This window comes from Streptomyces sp. NPDC090106 (assembly GCF_044747265.1).
Classification (GTDB): Bacteria; Actinomycetota; Actinomycetes; order Streptomycetales; family Streptomycetaceae; genus Streptomyces.
In genome coordinates this window covers 33,204-50,372 of sequence record NZ_JBIVDS010000011.1, presented here as the reverse complement: position 1 = coordinate 50,372, position 17,169 = coordinate 33,204, and the positions used below count along the sequence as shown (strand labels likewise).

Sequence of the window (17,169 nt, the reverse complement as noted above, 5' to 3'; positions counted from 1 at the left end):
TCACGTCCGCTTGTCCGGGCCGGTGGTGACAGCTCATCGAGGGACACGCCGTGAATTTCTGACAGCGCATGTCCTGACCGGATGTTCGTCTTCGTCCGTCACAGAACGAAGCACGGGTCGAAGACCGCGTGCGGAGTGTCGGAGGCCAGCCCTCTCCCGGCCCGCCACTGGCGGTGCTGTTCGGATTCGGTCACCGCCTGTCCCAGAAGTTCGGCCTGGCGCGCGCCGGCGATGCCGGGCGGCACAGTGGCCTGGTAGCCCCCGAAGTGCGCTACAGGGCTCCAAGCCGGCTGAATCGACGGGATCGCCTCGTCCATTCCCTCGTACTCGGCCGAGGCGTAGACGATGCGGCCTCCCGCGACGGTCAGCACGGATTCGATGTGCGGGATGTCCTGCTCGGGGACGGTGAAGTAGTCGTCGGACAGGAGGGCCAGGTCGCCGTAGTACCCGGGCTTGAGCACGCCCTTGACGTCCTGCTCCCCGGTGAGCTGGGCGCCGGCCTTCGTGTACATGGTCAGGGCCGTTTCGCGGCTGACGCGGTTCTCGGGCGGACGGATCGTCAGGTTCCCGACGGTCCGGCCGGTGACGAGCCAGTGCAGTGCGACCCAGGGGTTGTAGGAGGACACACGTGTGGCGTCCGTCCCGGCGCCGACGGTCAGACCTCGTTCCAGCATGGCTCGTACCGGTGGCGCTTCGGCGGCGGCCGCGGCGCCGTAGCGGCGCACGAACGCCTCTCCCTGGAAGGACATACGGTTCTGGACCGACAGGCCGCCTCCGAGCGCGGCGATGCGGTCCAGACTGTCCCGGGAGACGGTCTCGGCATGGTCGAACAGCCAAGGGACCCTTCCCTGGAACAGCCCCTCGCCGGCGAGATTCTCGAAGACGTTCAGGTCGCGGCGGATGGTCTCGTCGTAGGTGGCGTGCAGGCGGAAGCCCCAACCGTGCTCAAGGAGCAGCCGTACCGCTTCCTCGAAGTCCCTCTCGTAGTCCGTGGCCAGTTCCGGCCGGGGCTGGGCGAAGTTCTCGAAGTCGGCTGCCGACCAGGTCAGGTTCTCTCCGGCGCCGTTGAACCGAAGCCACTCGTCGCCGTCTCCGGGTTCGATCATGGTGATCCAGCGCCGCAGGTCGTCGATCTCCTGTCCCGGGGTTTGCGGGAACAGGTGGTAGGCGATGCGCAGCGACAACTGGCCGTCTCTGGCGAGATCGATGATGGTGCCGTAGTTCTCGGGGAAGTCCTGGGCGCCGCCGGCCGCGTCGATGGCCGAGGTGAGACCGAACCGGTTCAGTTCTCGCAGGAAGTGCCGGGTGGACGTCTTGAGGTCCTCACCGTTCAGCGTCGGTGCGGCGGCCAGGGTGGAGTACAGGATCAGGGCGCTGGGCGCGGCCAGCAGCATGCCGGTCGGCTTGCCGTCACGGCCCCGCACCATGTGGCCGCCTCGGGGGTCGGGGGTGGACTCGGTGTAGCCGGCGGCCTCCAGCGCGGCCCGGTTCATGAGAGCGGACTGGTAGAGATGCAGGACGAACACCGGTGTTTCCGGGGCGGCGGCGTTGAGCTCGCTGAGAGTCGGCAGCCGCCGCTCGGCGAACTGGTCGGCCGACCAGCCTCCGACCACCCGGACCCACTGTCCCTTCGGCGTGCGAGCAGCCTGCTCGCGCAGCATCGCCAAAGCCTGCCGCAGGGTCGGAACACCGTCCCAGCGCAGCTCCAGGACGTAGTTGAGGCCACCCCGGATCACGTGCAGATGGGAGTCGTTGAGGCCAGGGACGGCGCGCCGGCCCAAGGCGTCGACCACCCGTGTCCGGGCGCTGATGAGCGGAGCGACATCCGCGTCGTCGCCCAGCACGGTGACCCTGCCGTCCTTGATCGCGACGGCGTCGGCGTGCGGACGCGCCGGGTCACCGGTGTAGATCTTGGCGTTGCGGATCACGAGGTCGGCGACATGGTCGGCGCTGACAGGTGGAAGCCCTGCCACAGGCATGGTGGCCATCGGAGTTTCTCCGTTCGAGAGTGCGGGAGCACGAGAGCGCGAGAGCGCGAGAGGCGAAGAGCGGCAAGCGAGGAGCGAGGAGCAAGCCGCGAGAAGCGCGGGGACAGTGGGTGGAGGTGCCCGTCGGGGGACGGCTCAGCGGGTCGATGCGCGGCGCGGGAGCGTCAGCGCGGCAGCGGTCGTGCCCAGGGTGCTGAGCAGCAGGGGCCAGCCCAGTCCGGTGTGCCGCACCAGCACGGCGCCGACCGACGCGCCCGTCAGCATCGCCAGCACGGAGGCCAGGCGACGGCCCAGCCGCGGATTGGTGCCGCCCGCCCAGGTGGAGTCCGACGCCAGGCCGGTCAGGGTGAGTGTGAGGACCGTCGTGGTCACATCCGGTACGGCAAGTCTGCGTACCGTCGCGTTGCGCAGCCCCATCGCCAGTGCGGTCAGGGCGATCAGAGGGTGGACCGACTCGCTGGTGGTGCAGGCGATGGCGGTGCTCGCGGCCAGCAGCATCGCCTCCAGGCCCAGGATCCGGCGCAGCCGGGCGCTGGGTGTCCGGGCCCGCATGACGCCTTCCAGGCGCCCGGCGATCACTGCGCCGGTCAGGAAGGCGGCCAGCGACACCAGTGAGCCGAGAACGGAGAAACCGGGGGCGCCCGCTGCCGCGAACCCGATGACGACCACATTGCCGGTCATGTTCGCGGTGAAGACATGTCCCAGGCCCAGATAGCTGATCGCGTCGATCAGACCGCTCACGGCCGTCACGGTCATGAGCGGCGCCAGCAGCGGCTCACGACCGCCTGCCGAGGGGGAGGGGGAGGGTGAAGGGGCGGATCGGGGGGATTGCACAGTCGATTCCCTGGTTCCTGACAGTGCGTTCGGTTCAGGGCCGGGCCGGTCAGCCCGAACAGGCGTTGCCGGCCTGGAGCCGGGTGCCGGCCGCGGGGGCCGGCACCCGGTGGGCGGGTCAGCCCGCGGCGTGGTCACCGTTCATCGCCTGGGCATAGACCAGGCCCAGTCCGTAGGCGCCGCCGTGCTCCTTGACGATGTCCGTGACGGGACCGTAGGTCTTCTCGCGCCCCCAGTCGCGCTGGAGTTCGAGCAGCACCTGGAGCCAGGTCACCGGGACCGCGCCGGCGCCGATCATGCGCTGGATGGCGTGCTCGTGGGCCTGCGCGGTGACACCGGCGGAGGCGTCGGCCACCACGTAGACCTCATAGCCCTGTTCGAGAGCGGACAGCGCCGGGAGGACGATGCACACCTCGGTCCACAGACCCGCAATGATGATCTTCTTGCGGCCGCTGGCCTTGACCGCTTCGACGACCGCGTTCTCCTCCCACGGGTTCATCGTGGTGCGGTCCAGGATCCGCTGGTCCGGGAAGACCTCGACCAGCTGCGGCATCATCGGGCCGGAGAACGACTCCGCGGCCACGGTGGTGAGGACCACGGGGATGTCGAACACCGTCGCCGCCTTCGCCAGTCCCACGGTGGCGTTGATGACGGCGGTGCGGTCTCCGTTGCCGGCGCCGAAGAACATCTGCGGCTGATGATCGACGAACAGCATCAGGGAGTTGTCGGGAGTCAGCAGGTTCGCGCTGGGGGCGGCATGGACATTCGCGATATCGAACATGTGAGATTCCTTCTGGCGTGGCTCGGCCATGGACCGGCCGAGCCGGTGGATGCCCTGACGGCATGTGAGGGGTGTGTGGCAAAGGCCGGGCCGTGTGCGGTGCCGGTCGTGAGCCACCGACCAGGTGCCCACTCGCCCTGCCTGGGCCGAGAACTTAGGCGCGCGCAGTGGACGGAGTGTGAAGGAATCCTGGACCGCCCCGCGCATACGTGCCTGACCGCGTCCGCCGGGAGTGGGAACCGGTGGACGGCGCGGACGGTCGACCGGCGTTGACAGGAGGGGTGTCCTGGCCCGTGTCGAACGTCGGGCCTGCGGTGCTGCCCGTGCTGGACCGATCCGGCCGAGAGCGCGCGACCGTCGGTTTCCGCGGCGAAGTCGGCCTATGCGTCGGTGAGTTCCGTGTCCGTCCCTGGACCATCGGTGGGTCCGTCGAGTCGGTGCAACCGGTGCAGGACGGGCTCCGCGATGCGCTCGGCATCGGCGTCGCCGAGCTGGTTCATCGCGTGGAGGGCCTCGGTCCACTCGGCTCGTGCCGCGTCGGGCCGGCCGGCGCTCACGTAGGTGTCACCGAGGTGCATGAGCGTGATGGCCCGGAGCCGGGGGGCATCGAGCTGCCGGTAGAGAGCGAGCGCGTGGTGATAGGCGGCCACGGCTTCGTCGTACTGCCCGAGATGGTGGAGGGCATGACCGATGCTGTCCCAGGTGTCCGCCGTACCGGCGTCGTGCTCGAGTTCCTGTTGCAGGGCCAGTGCCTGCCGGCAGTGGTCGAGGGCCTCTTGGTGCTGCCCGAGCAGAGTGTGGCACCAGCCGACCGCGTTGAGCGCTGTCGCTACGGCCCGCTGGCCGCGTCTGTCGTCGCCGCCGAGCTCGCGGACGCAGTCCCGGAACAGTGCGAGCGACTGCTGTACGGCGCCGAGCGCGGCCTGCGGATCGCCTTGGCGCACCCTGACCCAGGCCAGGTTGTAGTAGCTGTCCGCGTACGCTCTCATGCCGCTCGACTCGGTGAACAGTTCGACGGCGCTCTCGGCGTGGACGCGCGCGTCGTCGAAGCGGCCCAGATTTCCCGTGGCGAGGGTGAGACCGTTGTGCACGTGTCCCTGGGCGGTCCGGTCGCCGAGTCTGCGCGCCGCGTCCATGGCCGCGAGGTGCACACCCTCCTGCTCTCGCCACAGGCCACGCAGGTGGAGATAGTGGCCGATGGCCCAGGAGAGTCGCCAGGTGTGGGCATCCTCGCGGCGGGCGGCGGCCTCCTTGACGACCGCCAGGAGAACCGCCTCCTCGGCGGCGAACCATGCCGTCGCCCTCCCGGCGTCGTCGCCGAGGTTCTCGGCACCCGCTCCCTCGACCGCGGGCGCGAGGGAAATCAGCGCACGCGACGTGGTCAGTGCGGCCGCCTCGTGGGCGGTGTGCAGGTAGTGGTCGAACATCCGAAGCCGGGCAGCCCGCGCCTGCTCCGGTGGTTCGACGGTTTCGATCAACTCGGTGGCGTAGGTGCGGAGCAGGTCGTGGGAGGCATAGCGGCCTGGGACGGCCTCACCCACGAGGTGGGCCTGCACGAGCTCGCCGAGCAGTCGCCGGGTGCGGGGGACCGTGAGGCCCACCAGGCTGGCGGCGGCGGGCAGGCTGATGTCGGGGCCCGGGTGCAGAGCGAGCAGCCGGAACAGACGGGCGGCGTCGGCAGTGAGGGCGTGGTACGACCAGGAGAAGACGGCACGTACGTCGGCGGTGTCGTCGCCGTGGAACGCGTCCAGGCCCTCGGCGCTGTCGCTGAGTTCGGCCGCGATCGACGCCAGCGAGATGACCGGTCGGGTCACCGCGCGAGCCGCGGTGATGGCCAGCGCGAGCGGCAGCCGGGCGCACCGCGCGATGATCTCCTGGACGGCGTCCGGTTCGGCCGTGATGCGCGCCTCTCCCAGGCGGTGGGCGAGCAGTTCACGGGCCTCCTCCAGGGACAGCAGGCCGAGGTTGAGGGAGTGGGCGCCGTTCACTGCGACCAGTCCGGTGAGCTGGTTGCGGCTGGTGACGATGACCAGAGAGCCGGGTGCTCCGGGCAGCAGAGGGCGCACCTGTGCGGCATCGCGGGCGTTGTCCAGCAGCAGGAGTACGCGCTTTCCGGTGAGCAGTGTGCGGTATCGGGTCGCGAGCGTGTCGACGTCCTGCGTCAGGCCGTTCGCGTCCGCGCCCAGGGACTCCAGCAGCGTTCGAAGGGCGTGCTCCGGCGGAACAGGAAGGCCGGCCGGGTCGAAGCCGCGCAGATTCAGATACAGCTGTCCGTCGGGAAAACGGTCGGCGACCTGTCGTGCCCAGTGCACTGCGAACGTGGTCTTGCCGACGCCAGCCATGCCCGCGATGGCGCTGATCACCACCGCTCCGCTGGAAGGCAGTGCGGACACCTCGGCCAGTTCCGCTCGGCGACCGACGAAGGACGCCAGTCCGGTGGGCAGTTGAGCGGGAACGGCCGGTGCAGGAACGGGGAGCGGGGCAGCAGGTTCCGCCGGGGCCGCCGGAGCCAGTAGTCCGGCATCGGCCCGAAGAACGCGCTGGTACATCGTCTGCAGCTCCGGGCCGGGATCGACCCCCAGCTCGTCCGCGAGCAGTGTCTGTGTCTCGCGATAGACGGCAAGGGCCGCGGCCTGCCGCCCTGACCGGTACAGGGCGAGCATCAGCAGCTCCCTGAGCCGCTCGTCCAGAGGATCCTCGGCGACCAGTGCGGCCAGCTCTCCGGCTGTCTGCGCATGGGCGCCCAGGTCGAGTTCGGCGACGAAGCGGGCCACCTGTGCGGACCGGCGCATCTCGCCCAGGCGCTGCTGCTGGCTTTGCGCGTATGCGCCCCGGACGCCCGCCAGGGGAACTCCCCGCCACAGACCGACCGCGTCACGCAGGTATGCCGCCACGCCTTCGGTGTCCCCCGCACCGCGGGCCTTCTCGGCCAGGGCCAGCAGCTCCTGGAACGTGCTCAGGTCGACGTCGCCCGGCGACACCTGGAGCTGGTAGCCGTCCCCCGTGGAACGGATCATGGTCGACGAGGTGTCCCCGCCGGGCCCCAGCGACTTCCGCAACCGGTGGATGTAGCCCCGCACAATGGTGAGAGCGGAGGCAGGTGCCGCGGGTCCCCACACCGCGTCGACCAGCCGGCCCGCCGGTACCTGCGAGCCCTCCGCGAGCAGCAGCACCACCAGGACCGCCCGCTGCTGAGGCGGCCCGAGTTCGACCTCGGCCTCACCGCGCCACGCCCTGACCGGTCCGAGAACCGAGAACCGCAACCGCTCCTGCACCGGTCTCCTCCCCAGGCGACGTGCGTCCCAGCCGACACTGAGGGCCGCTCACCGGGGCAGACGCACGGATGGCTTCCAGAGTCTAGTCGCGCGCCTGACTGCCTACGGCAGTTGCGGCAGCCCGCCGCACTCCGCGAACCACGAGCCGGACCAGTGCTGTTGCCTGCCCGGCGTCGCGCGAGGCGTGGACCGGTGCGCCGGGAGGAGGCGCGAGCCAACGTCTCCCCTCGGTGGAGTCGGCGCGCGCCTGCGGTGCCGCCCGGAACCCTGTGAGAGCATTCGGCCGCACTGATCCAGCGACATGAGCAGCCACCGGGACGAGGAGAGACGTTGCCAGGCCAAGCACCGAGCCGTCGTGACGAGTATGCCCAGATGACGCGGCAGGACGTTGTCAGGGCTGCGCGGAAGCTGTACCTGGAGCCCGGTTACGCGCAGACCACGGTCGACAGGATCGCGCGCGAGGCACGCGTCTCCCCGGCCACTGTCTATGCCCAGTGCGGAGGCAAGGAGGGCCTGCTGAAGACGCTGATGGACATGTGGACGACGAGCCCGACGGTGGGCCGGATCATCTCCGACGCGGCAGCCGCGCCCACGGGGCGTACCAAGCTGGAGGTCCTGGCCGAAGGGTATGCCGCCCACGCCGCGGAAGCCGGCGACATCATGCGCATCGTCGAGCGCGCCGCCCCCAGTTCGCCGGTCGCCCAGGAGTTCCTCGACATCGCCGACGAACGTCACATCGAGGCACTGGAGACGATCGTCGTGGGGATCGCCGACCTGGGTGACCTCGCCGAAGGGCTCTCGAACGAGGACGCGGCGCGCATCATCTTCTTCCACTTCCGCAACCCGCAGTTCGTCCTCGCCGTGGAGACGTTCGGCTGGGGTGTGGAGCGTGCGACGAAGTGGCTGGTGGAGCGGGTCGCGGCCGCCATTCTGAAGGGCTGACGCGGCCGTCACGACCGCTCAGGAGCCGCAGGCCACCGGGCAGCGCGCCCGGCCGTCGGCTCAGCCGGTCGGCGCAATGTACGCACGGAGCTCACCCATGCGGTGTGCCTGCCAGGAGCGGGCGTAACCCGGTGGCTTCTCTCCCGGCGCCACGATGACGGCCACGTGTGTCCACCTGGTGGCCCTCACGATGGCGCCGGGTGTGCTGTTCGCGTTGTGGCCGGAGGTGGCGGCGGAGGAGCATCCGGCGTAGAAAGCGGTGGGGAGGGCCTGGTACCCCGCCAGCATGCACGGAGCGCGCACGCCCGCACGGTGCAACTCGTCCGCGGTCCTGGCCCATTCGCGATGGGCGGCCGTGGTGCGCTGGACGGTTCTCTCCAGAACCAGGTACTGCACCGCCAGGTGTCCGGTGAGACCCACGCCCACCAGCGCCACGACGACGGGCCGCCACGCCCGGTTCACCGTGCGCGGCAGGTGTGCGAGCGCATCCGCGACAGGTAGCGCGAGCAGGGCGTAGAAGGGCAGGAGAAAGCGGGGCGCGGCGTACCCGATCATGAAGAGGTACGGAATGCCGGATGTCGCGGCACAGGCGAGGAGTATCGAGGTACTCGTCGCGCGTCCGAGCCTGATCGCCGTCACCAGCCCCAGCACGGCGAGCAGGGGAAGGAGGAGCCACCAGCCCGTCACCGCGAGAGTCGGTATCTCTCCGGTGCAGGGGCGGCAGAGCGTACGCCCACCGAGGCTGCGCAGTTGATCGCCCACGGCGATGTTCCATCCCAGGCCGCCCTGGATCCGGGCCGCCTCCGCGAGACGGTTCCCCAAGCCGCCGTAGTCGACGTATGCCTCCACGACCCATTCGACGGCGCCTGACAGCAGACCTCCCGCGAGTGCGGCGAACAGCCGTGGCTGCCGCCACCTCCGCGCGGTCATCATCAGCGCGAACAGCGGGAGGCTCCACCAGACCGCGTCCGTCGGCCGCATCCACGCGATCAGCGCCGCGCTCCCCGCCACTCCCCAGAGCGCTCTCCGGTCGACGACAGCCGATCGCGTACGCGCGAAGTAGCCCGCTCCGGCCAGAGCACCGATGGCGACCCAGTAGTTGGGCATCGCCTGGGGGCCGTAGAACAGGGTCACCCACAGCGTGCTGAAGAGTGCTGCGCCCACGGCCGGCACCCGCGTCGGGAACGCGGTGCGCCAGGCACGGAACGCCAGGAAGAGGCCAGCTCCCGACAGGACCGCGAGGTAGACACGTAGCACCGAGGTGGACGACGACCAGGACGTGATGGGCGCGACGAGAAGGGAGATACCGCGGGCACGCGGTGCGCTGAAGAAGGCCGGCGGGGCGTGGGAGCTGACCTGGCTGACGTACACGGCCTCGTCCCAGCCGAGCCCCATCTCCGGGTGCACCAGCAGGACTTGGGCGAGGGCGAACAGGGTTGCCGTGATGGCCAGGAGATGGGCGTCGGCACACCGTGTCAGGGCGCGGACGGAGGTCCTGGGGGTGTGACGCCCGGTCACGCTGGTGTCAGCTCTGCGCTCGGTCGTCTCCGTCAAGGTCGTGCCTCTCGTCAGTGATGCTCGGCTCTGTCGGTGTCATCGGCTGGGATCCAGGGCTGAGATCCGACGTGAGCGCAGAACACCGGACAGCCCTCTGCATCGCAGACGACGGGCGAGGGCGCTGTTGAGTTCAACTCGGTCCGGAGGCGCGCACTTTCGTGATGGTCCGCCGCTTCCAGGGCGTCCAAGGCGTTCCTGTCGACTCACACCTCCCGAGGCACGACGGCTTTGGTAACGGTTCCGCATCGGCGCTCTTCGTGCAGAACTCAAACGCGGATGAGGGCCGTGTCAGAGGCATACAAGCTCGGAATGCGCGGTCAATAGCCGTTTGTTGATTGAGGAGATGACGTGCCTAGCACTCGTAACATCGTGACTGGAATCGCGGCCATGGCTTTCTGTCTGACGCTCTCTGCGTGCGGCAGTCAGGGGAGCGACAGTGCCGGCGGCGGGAACGAACCGTCGAATATCTCTGTCAAGGACGGACCCGACGCAACTGCGCTGCCTGAGTCGTCGGTTGCTCCCGCCGTCCTGGTCGATGACTGTGCGCTGACGGAACCGGTCTGCCTGTACACGAATGTCGACCACAAGGGGAAGATCGACCTGCCGGAGGGGGACTGCTTCGCGGATCTCCGCCTGCTTTTCCTTGGTGCCGCGAATGACGCCGTGTCATCCGCGGTGAACAATTCTTCGGAACCGATTCGCCTCTACGAGAGCACGAACAACGGTGGGCGCTACATCGTCATCGAGCCGCATTCGGCGCAGGCTGACCTCCGTGCGAAGATCTTCACGGTCTTTCATGGCAATGGTGAAATCGCCAGCAATTCCGGTGAGTTCAACGACGTGACGAGCTCCTACTGCGCCGTCAAGCCCTCCTAGCGGGATCGATCGGCATTCTCCTTCTTGCCCTTCGGCAGGCGTCTTCTGTCGGTCCGGTCGGACTTGACTCCGACCGGACCGGCCGTCCGCCTCCTGACGGCTCTCGCTACGCCTGTACCGCTCGTGACATGGGGCATGGGGCATCGGACATGGGTGACGGAACATGGGAAAAATGACAGGAATTCGGGGTCTGGGGACGCACCGGCGCGGCCCTGAAGCAGCACAGGAGCCGCCGGCGCTCGAGCCGCAGGACGCGATCGCTGTCTCGTTCGCGGAGCTCAGGACGCTCATGGCCGTCGTGGATCACGCGTACGCGCAGCTGATGAGCCTGAGCGACGCCGACCAGGACGTGATCGCCAACGCGAGCGGTACCGTCCTGCTGCCTGAGCTGTACGCCCGGTCAGGTTGGGCAGCACTGCGGGACGCGGATGTGATCCCGTTGCTCGTCGACGAGATCGGCCAGCTGGAGGCGGCGGTGCTCAATCTGGAGTCGTACGGAGGCCATGAGGTCGCGCTCGTCGCCGGGTACGGACTCCTGGAGTCTTTCGGCGGGCGAGACAGGAACGTCCATCCACTGCACCGTGTGCACGGGGTCCTGGCCTTCACCGGTGGGACGGCCGACGAAGCGGCCACCGGATCGGCGACACCTGCGCCGGCATGATGAACGGACCCGACCACCGGCGGCACACGCCGCCACCATCGGCTGACGTGCCCGCCCGCCGTCCCTGGCAGGGGTACGGCGGCTGCGACGGCCTGGACACTCAGGGACCGGACGCACTGGCGACCTCCACGGAAAGGTCGTTGTCCACCGTGTAGTACGGGCGTGCCGTCACCCCGTCCCCTACGGCTGTCGGGTAGACGAAGACCGGCTTGCGGTCGGCGAGATCGTCGAGCAGCCGCGCCACCCTGACACGTGGAGCGTCGGCGTCCGGATGGACGTAGACGTCCCACACCGCGACCTCCGTCCCCGGGCCGGGACCCGCGCTGTCCGCCGTGAACTCCCGGCAGTTCATGGTGAAGACGAAGTCCCCCTTCGCGCCGGGCCGCAGTGGGATCCGTCGTGCGACGGCGCCGGGGCCCCGGCGTCTCAGGGACACCGCCGCGCCGTCCCCGAACTGGGCGCCGAGCAGACGTGCCGTCACGGAGATGACGTCGTCCTCGACGACGATCCGGCCCGCCTCGGCGTGAACGGCGCGGTACCAGGCGCGCACGGCGAGACGCCCGTCCTTGGTGACGTACGGGACACGGACCGCCAGCGGAGCGGAGTGCTCGGCCTCCCCGCCCGACACCAGCGCGCGCAGATCGCGCAGACCCGGCAGCAGGGCAGTGCGGTCCTCCTCCGCGGCACCCACGAGGCAGGTGTCCCAGCGGCCCTCCTCCAGAGGCGGGTCGCTTTCCAGCACCCCTCGCCACTGGTTTCCTCCCGCCGGTTCGAGTGCGACGAGCCGGCTGCCGTGCTGAGGCTTTCCCTTCACCGGGCGCCGCCTCAGAAGGAGCCGGGGGCGTGTCCCGTCGTCGGGCGGCGACGACCGCACGTCCAGGACGAACCGTCCGTCCGCGTCCATGGACACGTCCGCACGAGGGCCATCGGTCGGATCGGCCGGATCCGCAGGCCGGCTGGAGCCGTTCATGTCGCCGTGGCTGTGATCCGTCATCGTCGGGCCTTTCGTATGGTTCTCACGACATTGCTCGCCGCGACGAGGGCAGTGTCCCTGAGCGCGTGCCCGGCGCTGACCAGGGTGTGGTCCGCACGGTCCGTCCGCCTGCGGTCGTCGGCGCGGGCCTCCAGCAGGTCCTCGAACAGCCGCTCCGCCTGGGCCACCACCGGCGCGGGAGCGTAACGCCGCGCGTTCTGCCGCGCCGCGACGCCCATCCGGCGGCGCAGCCCGTCGTCACGTACGAGGTCCAGCAGGGCGGCGGACAGGGCGGCGCGGTCACCGACGGGGACGAGACGGCCGTCCTGGCCGGGCGTGATGATCTCACCGGGGCCGTAGGCGCAGTCGGTGCTCACGACGGGCAGGCCACAGCGCATGGCCTCCACGATGGTCATGCCGAACGGCTCGAAGTTGGAGGTGGCCACCGCGATCGAGCCCTTGACCCACTCGGCTTCCATCGGGGTCACCGCCCCCATCAGGAAGACGTTGTTGTACAGCCCCAGCCGGTCGACGAGCGCGCGCAGCCGCTGATGCTCCTCGCCCTTGCCGTAGATGCGCAACGTCCAGTCGGGGTGCTCGGCGGCCACTGCGGCGAACGCCTCGATCAGCAGGTCGAATCGTTTCACCGGGACCAGCCGGCCGGCCGCCACGACGAGACGCTCCCGACCGTCCGACGGTGGGAGAACGGGGTCGGGGACGCTGTTGGGCAGGGCCTCCACCCGTACGCCCGGCAGCCGCATCCTGCGACGGTAGGCGGACGCGTCGGCCTCGGTGACGGTGGTGACCGCGTCCAGGCGCGGATACACCCGCCGCAGCGTTGAACGCAGCCTCGGAGGGTGGTTGCCGAGCGTCAGGTGTTCCTGACCCACGCGTACGGTTCGCGCGGGAGCCTGAAGGGCCAGGTGCACGTTGAGACCGGGGCGGGTTCCCACGACGACGTCGGCGTCGAGCGATGCCAGCGCCTCGCCTATGCGCGCGTCGGTGAGGGCGCTGTACTGCTGATAGCGGTACTCCGACGAGGGGAAGACCGTTGCGGGTGTCAGGTGGCGCGGGTCGTCCTTCTCGTGTCGCAGATCCACGAGGGGACGCAGGGTGACACGTGGGTCGAGCGTCAGGTTCGGTCGTTCCCTGTGCCGGAGCGCGGAGATGATCTCCACGTCGTGGTGGTCGGCGAGTGCTCGGGCGAGATTGAACGTGGTGGTGATGGTTCCTCCGATTCCATAGGCGTTGTGGATGAGGAATGAGATCTTCATGGCGCGCATTGCGCTCGGCTCCCCCGGAGACGGTCTGTTCGAAGGTGTGGTGGTGAGGTGTGCTGTGCGGTGAGGAGGCGGACGTGCCTGACGTCCCGGCTGTGACTCATGCCGACCGACGGGCCGTTCCCGCCCTGTCTGACATGCCTTCAGGGAGGCGCTGGGGCAGAGGATTCATCGGATCCAGCTCCATGCCGGAAAGCTGCAGGGAGCCCTTGAACACTGTCTGATCCAAGTCAGGAAGCGGCACCCGATGGGCCGCGGCGCGAATCCCTGCGTGCTGGTCGACGCTCAGGTGTGGTTGGGAAGGAGGAAGCCGGCGGCGCGGCTCGGCGTCCTGTGCGGTCGTTGACCGTATGTGCTGCCTGAGATCCCAGGCCTGGGTCCACGAGGGAGAGGCTGCCGGGTTCTGCGGCGAGGCGGCAGCTCGGGAGAGTGCATGTGCGAGGCCGGCGTGGAATGGAGCCTCATATTGCCAGACCGATTTGGACCATGCATCCTCCTCTGAGTGAGGCTGTGGTGGGTGCTGCCTGTAGTAGTCGGCCCATCCAATCCACTTGCGGTGGTTGGCGATGACCGGGGGTGGGGATGCGGCCTGGGCGAGGGCTACGGCTTCCGGCAGATGCCGCCAGGTCTCCTCTAAGCCGACACCGGAAGCTGCCGAGACGAGCGGGATCATCGCCTCTGGAGTGTCTTCGATCTCGACCTGGTGACTGATCGCGTAGTCGTAGAACTGGGCCAGGATTCCCAAGAGGCGATCGTTTGGCGGGGGCGTCATTGCCGATCTCTTTCCGAAGGTGTGCCGAGCTGTGTGGTCGGCCGGTTCCACGTCGTGACAGCCGCACTGTGTTCACGACGCAGTGTCACCGGATGAGCCGGGCGGCTCGCTCGCGTACCTCCGGCAGGTCCAGGTAGGTGTTGGAGCCGGGGCATTCGGTGGATGTCCAGTCCCGGTGCCCCCCGAGGGCAGGGCCCTCGGTCGACTTGCCGCTGGTGGGGCTGAGGTAGGTGACCTTGGCCAGTGGGTCGAGCCCGTGGCGTGCGGCGAGGGACGCGGTCAGCCGTACCAGGGAGTCGCGCATCGGCTGCGAGGGCTCTTCCTTGGCGAAGTCCCCGAGCAGGGCGATGCCGATGTTTCCGGGGTTGAAGCCGAAGGTGTGGAACGCGGTCACGACCTCGTTGTCCGCGTTGTGCGCGGGAATGCCGTCCTTTCCGCTGAACCGGCCTTCATAGACAGCACCTTGCCGGTCAATCAGAAAGTGGTAGCCGATGTCGCCCCAGTCGTTGGAGACGGCGTGCTGTTCGTAGATGGCGCGCACGGTGGCAGCCGGGTCCGGATCGTCCGAGGGTGTGGCGGTGTGGTGGACGGTGATGGCCTGCACCCGCGAGAACCGGGTGGGTGACGACTCCTGGCCGGTCGCGGTCAGGCGCTTCGCTTCGTCGGCACCCCAGTCCGCCCTGCGCACCAGCCCCGGCGGCGGAAAGGCGGTGCCCGACGCTGTGGCTGAAGGGGAGGGACTCGTTCCTTCGAGCTTGCCGGAGTCGATCGCGATCGCCTCGATGATCTTCACCCCGGCGTCGAAGTCCAGCTGGTAGCCGTAACTGCCACGGCCCGGTACCAGCGCCCGGTGCGGCGGTCCGGCCGATGCGGTGCGCAGAGTGGCGGCGTCCTTGGCGCACGGACATCCCGCGGTGACGTCCCGCCAGCCACCCGGCGTGCCACCGCGGTCGATCAGCCTCAGCCGCACTCCGCGCGGGGAACCCGACCAGGTGAGGGACACGGCGGTGATCGGGAAGGAGGTCCGGTTCGCCTTGCGCCCCGGTGACGTCACCTGTGAGATCCGGACCCGGGGTGACGGGCTGTCCGCCGGACCCCGCCGGGCCGGGGGCGCCGTTCCGCCGAGGGCGGTGCCGCACGCCCCGAGTAGGGGCAGCCCGGAAGCCGCCGCCAGGACGGTGAGGAAGTGCCGACGGGAGGAGAGAGAGCCGCGCGCCATCGTGGGCCGGCGTCGGGGAGATGTGTGGTTCACGATGCGCTCCGTCAGGATCGGCTGCCATGTACCGACACCTACGGCGCGGTGCGGAAGGTGAGTTCACTCCGGTTCGGTGGGCTGCCGGACGCGAGGCCGCGCCATCGGGATTCGGCCATATGGATTCGTTCAGGCCAGCTCGGACCGCAATCGAACTGCTCGCGCCCGGTGGCCGTAGTAGCGCATGGATGCCGGGCCTGACGAGGTGAGTCCCTGGCTGAACCCCCGCAGCGGCTGTGGCAAGCCTCCTCGGCATCCGCCTTCGGACCGGGCACCCCCGCCCGGTCCGAACGCCCGTGGCCCGTCTCCGTCCCGCACCGACGGAGGCGGGCCACGGTGCTGTCCGTACCAGCCGACGGAGGACCCGCCACGGGCTCACCGTCGATCTCTCCGGATACCGCCGTCGTGCGTAACCGGCAGTGCCAACACGGAAGTTGACGAGTGATCCATGTCACCGACAGCAGTTGAACCCCAGAGCCGGATTACTCGATGTGTCTGTCAAACCAGCGGGGAAACATGGGAGACAGTGAATGGCGATCCTGCGGCCACGTGCCACAAAGGCCACAAGTCATGAAGCGGTCATCAGGGCTCTGTACGTCGAGCACGGCAAAGCGTTGCTGGCATACGCGACGCGCCTGACGGGGGACAGGCTGATCGCGGAGGACATCGTGCAGGAGACGTTGATACGTGCCTGGCGCCATCCGGAGGTCGTCAACGACCCCCAGGGATCCCTGCGCGGCTGGTTGATCACCGTCACGCGCAATCTCGTGGCGGATCGCTACCGGGCGAAGGCCGCACGCCCGACCGAGGTCGGTGAGAGCGAGGCGACGGTCTCGGTACAGCCGGACCACGCGGAGAACGTGGTGGAGTCGGTGGTTCTCATGGAGGCACTGGCCCAGTTGAAACCCGATCAGAGAAACGTGTTGATGGAGGTCTACTATCACGGGCGCAGCGCGGCGGAGGCCGCCGTTCGACTCGGCATTCCGGAGGGTACGGTCAAGTCCCGTGCCCACCATGCCCTCAAGGCCCTCCGTAAGGTGTACGTGGGCAAGCCCGGCAGTGACGTTCAGCTTCGAAAGGTGGCAGTGTGACGACGCAGGAGCACTCCCATGACGTACTCCTCGGTGCTCATGCGCTGGGTCTTCTCGATGCCGACGAGCGATCCCGGCTCGAAGAGCAGATCGAGGCGTGCGAGGTATGCCAAGTGGAGCTGGCTGATCTGAAGGCCCTGGAGGCCGAACTCGGCGAGGTGCCGCCCGAGTTCTTCCTCGACGGCCCGCCCGAGGACGGCGAGCTCATGCTGCAGCGGACGCTGCGGCAGGTGCGCGCCGAGGACGCGGTGGACCGCCGTCGCAGGGGGGTCGTGGTCAGCCTGGCCGCCGCGGCCATGGTGACCGCTCTCCTCGGGGGCGGATACGTCGTGGGCCAGGCGAACACCCCGTCCGACACACTCGCCTCCCGGTCCGCGGAAGACCCCGGCGAGGCGGCGTGGACGGGTTCCGCAACGGACCCGAAGACGCAGGCGAAGATGAAGGTCAGCCTGGTACCCGCTGCGGGCTGGGTCCGGGTCGACGCCACCGTGGGCGGCCTTCGGCCGGGTGAGAAGTGCCTGCTGGTCGTCCGCTCGAAGTCGGGTGAGCGCGAGATCGCCGGCAGCTGGGTGGTGGGAGAGAAGAAAGGCGCCGCGGGGACCGCGGGCCTGGATCTCTCCGGCTTCGCGGCTGTTCCCCTGGACCAGGTGGAGTCCGTGATCGTCGAGAACGACAACGGCAAGCAGTACGTGGAGGTCATGACCTGAAACCCGGAGCCCGGGCACCGGCAGCCTCGCCTCCGTCATCAGGGCGGTGCCGGAATACATACGGACCAGTGGCGGGGGGGGCCCGCGGGCGGCGGGCCGGGGGGGGCTTAGGGGGGGGTCACGGGCACTCCGCGGGGGGGGGCGAGGGTGGGGGGGGGGGCGACGGAGCGGCGCCCGTCA

Annotated in this window: 14 protein-coding genes; 5 read left to right on the top strand and 9 right to left on the bottom strand. The window is 69.2% G+C overall.

What is annotated here, in order from left to right:
• Positions 1–98 precede the first annotated feature (98 nt).
• The 4 genes from ACIPSE_RS31875 to ACIPSE_RS31860 form a co-directional block, all read right to left on the bottom strand.
• The gene (locus ACIPSE_RS31875) at positions 99–1,988 is read right to left on the bottom strand and encodes an amidohydrolase (protein WP_401669361.1); all 1,890 of its coding nucleotides are present in this window, start codon (positions 1,986–1,988) and stop codon (positions 99–101) included.
• Between the two features lie 135 nt (positions 1,989–2,123).
• Positions 2,124–2,744 (bottom strand): YoaK family protein, encoded by a 621-nt coding sequence (locus ACIPSE_RS31870; RefSeq protein ID WP_401669359.1) that lies wholly within the window; start codon positions 2,742–2,744, stop codon positions 2,124–2,126.
• A 196-nt stretch (positions 2,745–2,940) separates the two neighbouring features.
• The gene (locus ACIPSE_RS31865) at positions 2,941–3,603 is read right to left on the bottom strand and encodes a hydrolase (RefSeq protein ID WP_401669356.1); all 663 of its coding nucleotides are present in this window, start codon (positions 3,601–3,603) and stop codon (positions 2,941–2,943) included.
• 380 nt (positions 3,604–3,983) lie between these two features.
• Positions 3,984–6,878: a BTAD domain-containing putative transcriptional regulator gene (locus ACIPSE_RS31860; RefSeq protein ID WP_401669353.1), complete on the bottom strand. Its 2,895-nt coding sequence runs from the start codon at positions 6,876–6,878 to the stop codon at positions 3,984–3,986.
• Positions 6,879–7,250: 372 nt separating this feature from the next.
• On the opposite strand from ACIPSE_RS31860, the gene ACIPSE_RS31855 reads away from it, so the two are divergent.
• Positions 7,251–7,820, top strand: a complete 570-nt coding sequence (locus ACIPSE_RS31855) for a TetR/AcrR family transcriptional regulator (protein ID WP_401669350.1) — start codon at positions 7,251–7,253, stop codon at positions 7,818–7,820.
• Positions 7,821–7,880: 60 nt separating this feature from the next.
• Here the strand turns inward: ACIPSE_RS31855 and ACIPSE_RS31850 are convergent, their stop codons facing one another.
• Positions 7,881–9,215 (bottom strand): hypothetical protein, encoded by a 1,335-nt coding sequence (locus ACIPSE_RS31850; RefSeq protein ID WP_401669973.1) that lies wholly within the window; start codon positions 9,213–9,215, stop codon positions 7,881–7,883.
• 510 nt (positions 9,216–9,725) lie between these two features.
• Between ACIPSE_RS31850 and ACIPSE_RS31845 the strand changes: the two genes are divergently transcribed.
• Both ACIPSE_RS31845 and ACIPSE_RS31840 read left to right on the top strand, forming a co-directional pair.
• On the top strand, positions 9,726–10,253 hold the full coding sequence (locus ACIPSE_RS31845; RefSeq protein ID WP_401669347.1) for a peptidase inhibitor family I36 protein: 528 nt from the start codon (positions 9,726–9,728) through the stop codon (positions 10,251–10,253).
• Positions 10,254–10,542: 289 nt separating this feature from the next.
• Positions 10,543–10,914 (top strand): hypothetical protein, encoded by a 372-nt coding sequence (locus ACIPSE_RS31840; RefSeq protein WP_401669346.1) that lies wholly within the window; start codon positions 10,543–10,545, stop codon positions 10,912–10,914.
• 100 nt (positions 10,915–11,014) lie between these two features.
• Here ACIPSE_RS31840 and ACIPSE_RS31835 read toward each other — a convergent pair whose 3' ends face one another.
• The 4 genes from ACIPSE_RS31835 to ACIPSE_RS31820 all read right to left on the bottom strand — a co-directional run bounded on the left by ACIPSE_RS31835 (position 11,015) and on the right by ACIPSE_RS31820 (position 15,191).
• The gene (locus ACIPSE_RS31835) at positions 11,015–11,728 is read right to left on the bottom strand and encodes a hypothetical protein (protein ID WP_401669343.1); all 714 of its coding nucleotides are present in this window, start codon (positions 11,726–11,728) and stop codon (positions 11,015–11,017) included.
• A gap of 176 nt (positions 11,729–11,904) precedes the next feature.
• A complete protein-coding gene (locus ACIPSE_RS31830; protein WP_401669341.1) occupies positions 11,905–13,161 on the bottom strand; it encodes a glycosyltransferase family 4 protein in 1,257 nt (418 codons plus the stop codon).
• Positions 13,162–13,267: 106 nt separating this feature from the next.
• Complete coding sequence (locus tag ACIPSE_RS31825; RefSeq protein ID WP_401669339.1) at positions 13,268–13,912, bottom strand: hypothetical protein; 645 nt, start codon at positions 13,910–13,912, stop codon at positions 13,268–13,270.
• 112 nt (positions 13,913–14,024) lie between these two features.
• Positions 14,025–15,191, bottom strand: coding sequence for a peptidoglycan recognition family protein (locus ACIPSE_RS31820; RefSeq protein ID WP_401669336.1), 1,167 nt, complete (start codon positions 15,189–15,191; stop codon positions 14,025–14,027).
• A 530-nt stretch (positions 15,192–15,721) separates the two neighbouring features.
• Here ACIPSE_RS31820 and ACIPSE_RS31815 point away from each other — a divergent pair.
• Positions 15,722–16,282, top strand: coding sequence for a sigma-70 family RNA polymerase sigma factor (locus tag ACIPSE_RS31815; protein WP_401669333.1), 561 nt, complete (start codon positions 15,722–15,724; stop codon positions 16,280–16,282).
• Positions 16,279–16,989 carry an anti-sigma factor gene (locus ACIPSE_RS31810; protein ID WP_401669331.1) on the top strand — a complete coding sequence of 237 codons (711 nt, stop codon included), beginning with the start codon at positions 16,279–16,281 and terminating at the stop codon, positions 16,987–16,989. The genes ACIPSE_RS31815 and ACIPSE_RS31810 overlap by 4 nt, the downstream gene beginning before the upstream one ends.
• Positions 16,990–17,169 lie beyond the last annotated feature (180 nt).